The 2,708-nt window shown below is 30.4% G+C and carries 3 protein-coding genes; all 3 read right to left on the bottom strand.

Features of this window, described 5'->3' with window-relative positions; translation table 11 throughout:
• Positions 1-593: hypothetical protein (locus HMPREF0077_RS10990; RefSeq protein WP_004837305.1), on the bottom strand; the 593-nt coding region annotated here is incomplete at its 3' end.
• Positions 594-1,005: 412 nt separating this feature from the next.
• Positions 1,006-1,317: a hypothetical protein gene (locus HMPREF0077_RS10985; RefSeq protein ID WP_004837303.1), complete on the bottom strand. Its 312-nt coding sequence runs from the start codon at positions 1,315-1,317 to the stop codon at positions 1,006-1,008.
• A 133-nt stretch (positions 1,318-1,450) separates the two neighbouring features.
• On the bottom strand, positions 1,451-1,915 hold the full coding sequence (locus HMPREF0077_RS10980; protein WP_004837302.1) for a TnpV protein: 465 nt from the start codon (positions 1,913-1,915) through the stop codon (positions 1,451-1,453).
• Positions 1,916-2,708: the final 793 nt, after the last annotated feature.

The raw sequence follows: 2,708 nt of genomic DNA, 5'->3' as shown, positions 1-2,708 counted from the left end.
GGAATATCATCATATCGACTTTGACTTTCTAAAAGGTAATATTCTCTTCCTTCTATTTCTTCCTTTTCTTTAATATAAAAAGTGTCATATATTCCCTCAAGAATAATTCCATCGTCTAACTGGTCTAAGGGTATATCTAATTGTTTTTCAAAGGCTATGGAATATATTTCTTCTTTTAAAAAGTTTGGTATAAATTCATCATAAATGATAAGTTTTCCATCATCACCTATACTTGCTACGGACTGTCCTTGATAATAATATATAGAACTATTATTTGTTCTTTCTATATATACATCATTATCAGTTGGAGGCAAATCATCTTGATAATTTATATACTCCTGGCTTTCTTTTTCTGTTTTATTTATTTCCTGATCTGTTTTTTTCTCCCTATTTTCTTCAAAACTTTCTTCATCTATATATCTATTCTTTTTAATAAGGTCATTAATTCTTCTTGCAACATTAGACCAAGATAGTAGTATTTCTTTTGCATTACCTTTATTATATTTTATTCCCTTCGCATCGTGCCACTCACCACTTTCTCTTGCAGCAGATAGTGCATGAGAACTTCCACCTACGCCATATTCATTTTTCAAGAAATCTGCTTGTTCTTTTAAATCATGCCTTTCAGTAAAAAATTCATATATTCTTTTCTTTCCATCAGAAAACCCGCTTCCTCTTTTTAGGCTTTCATCTATTTCATCTTGTGTTATAAAACTCTGAATAGGTGCAATATCCTTTAAATTTGACCTATATAATTTTCTTTCTATTTCTAAATCATTGATATCATTATAGATTCTAGATAATTTATAATGATGAAATCTTAAAATATCAGGATTAATCTTATATTCTTCTAAAAATACCTCGTATTCTTTTCTGAGTTTATTTATAAAATTTTTATCTTCAAGTTTTTTTCCGAGATTTTCTTTTTCATCTGGGAAGCCTTTCCTTTTATATCATTAAGAATCGATAAATATCTATCCTTAGTTTCATCAGAAAGATCTCTCTTTAAATACAATAATTTTCTGCTATTTTTTCTCTTTCATATGTCGCACTTTCTATAACCTCCACGTTGCTAGCAAATTCTCCTCTATCTAATAAATTATTAATATTATTAGCTAAATCTTTCCAAGAAACTATTTGCCCTTCTCTATATCTTGCCTCATCTCCATCTTTAAAAATTGCTCCTTCCTTTCCAAACCATGCAGATATCTTTCTTCCTTCAATTTCAAGACCATTGGCTCCCCTATATATTTCTTTCAAAAAGTTTGCCTGTTCTTCTAAAGATTTACCCTTAGAAAATTCTGCTATTACTGCCAATCTTCCATCTTCATGATTTCCTCCATGAATTAAAAATGTATCTATTTCTCTTTGACTTATTGGATTTGAGAAGGATATTTGCTCTCCCTGATTTTTAGCAGAAAAAAAGGAAGTAGACTCTACTTCCTCTTTTTTAGATTAAGATTATCTCCCTTTCCCCTATTTCTTGTAGGGTCATATCCATGTTCTTCTTCAATCTCAGATATTTCAGATAGTCCTCTTCTTTCAGTTCTTCTGTCAGCCCCCAAGTTTCCATCATTTTGACTTCTTCCCTCGTGATAAAGTCCTCTATCTCTTTTTCCTTTGATAGAAGATGATCCATCAATATCCCTTGTAAATACATTATCTGATAATCCTCTTCTTTGTTCTCCTTGAGAAAGTTCAATCTCATCCTTCCCCATCTGTTGAGTTTCTTTAAATCTATTTCCTTGGGAATTGCCATATTGGGTATTAGGACTTCCATGCCTTCCTCCAATTCTTCCATCTTGTATGTCCCTCCCTGTCTCTCGAAGGAATTCTCCTTGACGATTGGTGTGTAAATTCCCTCCTCCATGAGGTATTCCTTGCCTGCCAATGTTATTTCTCTTTCATCTTCCAAGCCTCCTTTAAATTTATTTCACCGTTTATATCAGAACTTAATTTATTATAACGCTCCTTAAGCTCTTTTGTCTGCTCCAAATCTTTTCTTTCTTGAATTTTCTCTAAAATTTCTAATCTTTTTATTACACTTCCCAAATCAAGTAAGATATTTTTACTTATATTAGAGCTTATACTTAATACTTTGTCTATGTCCGAACTTGATATTTTAGATAATAAAGATAAGTTTTCTTCTTTTAGCTTATATGAGACATCCATTCTCTCGCTTATGGAAATTTTTACGGATTCTTTTAACAAATTAAAAATGTCTACCTTTTGAATNCTTTTTAAACTTTCATCAGATAGACTTTCTAAAATTTTATTGAATTTTCCTCTAACATTACTCTCTACTAAGGCATCAATTTTATCTTCTTGGCTTAATAGAAGCTTACTATCTTTTTCTTTAAACTTATCTATCAGTTCATCTAGTAAGTTTAAATGCTTTTTGCTATCATATTTCCATAACTTTACCTCAGAAATATTATGATTAATACTTACTGTTTGCCTTATGTCGAATATATATTTTATCCTTCCACTATCTATATCTAAAAGTGGTATTCCTTTTTCGCCTCTTTTAACGCTTCTACCTATACTTTTCCAATAATCAAATTCTGCACAGGCTGTTGCTTTTGGATCCATATTGTATATAGATATTTGATGTATATATGGATACTTATAGTTATTGCCTGATACCTTTAAATATTCCTCATATTTTTTTATATCTTTCTTAAATTCTTCTTTTGCAAGATAGATTG

It is taken from the genome of Anaerococcus tetradius ATCC 35098 (genome assembly GCF_000159095.1).
In the GTDB taxonomy this organism is placed as follows: Bacteria; Bacillota; Clostridia; order Tissierellales; family Peptoniphilaceae; genus Anaerococcus; species Anaerococcus tetradius.
Note: the sequence above shows the minus strand (reverse complement) of the source record. Positions and strands in the feature narration are given on the sequence as shown.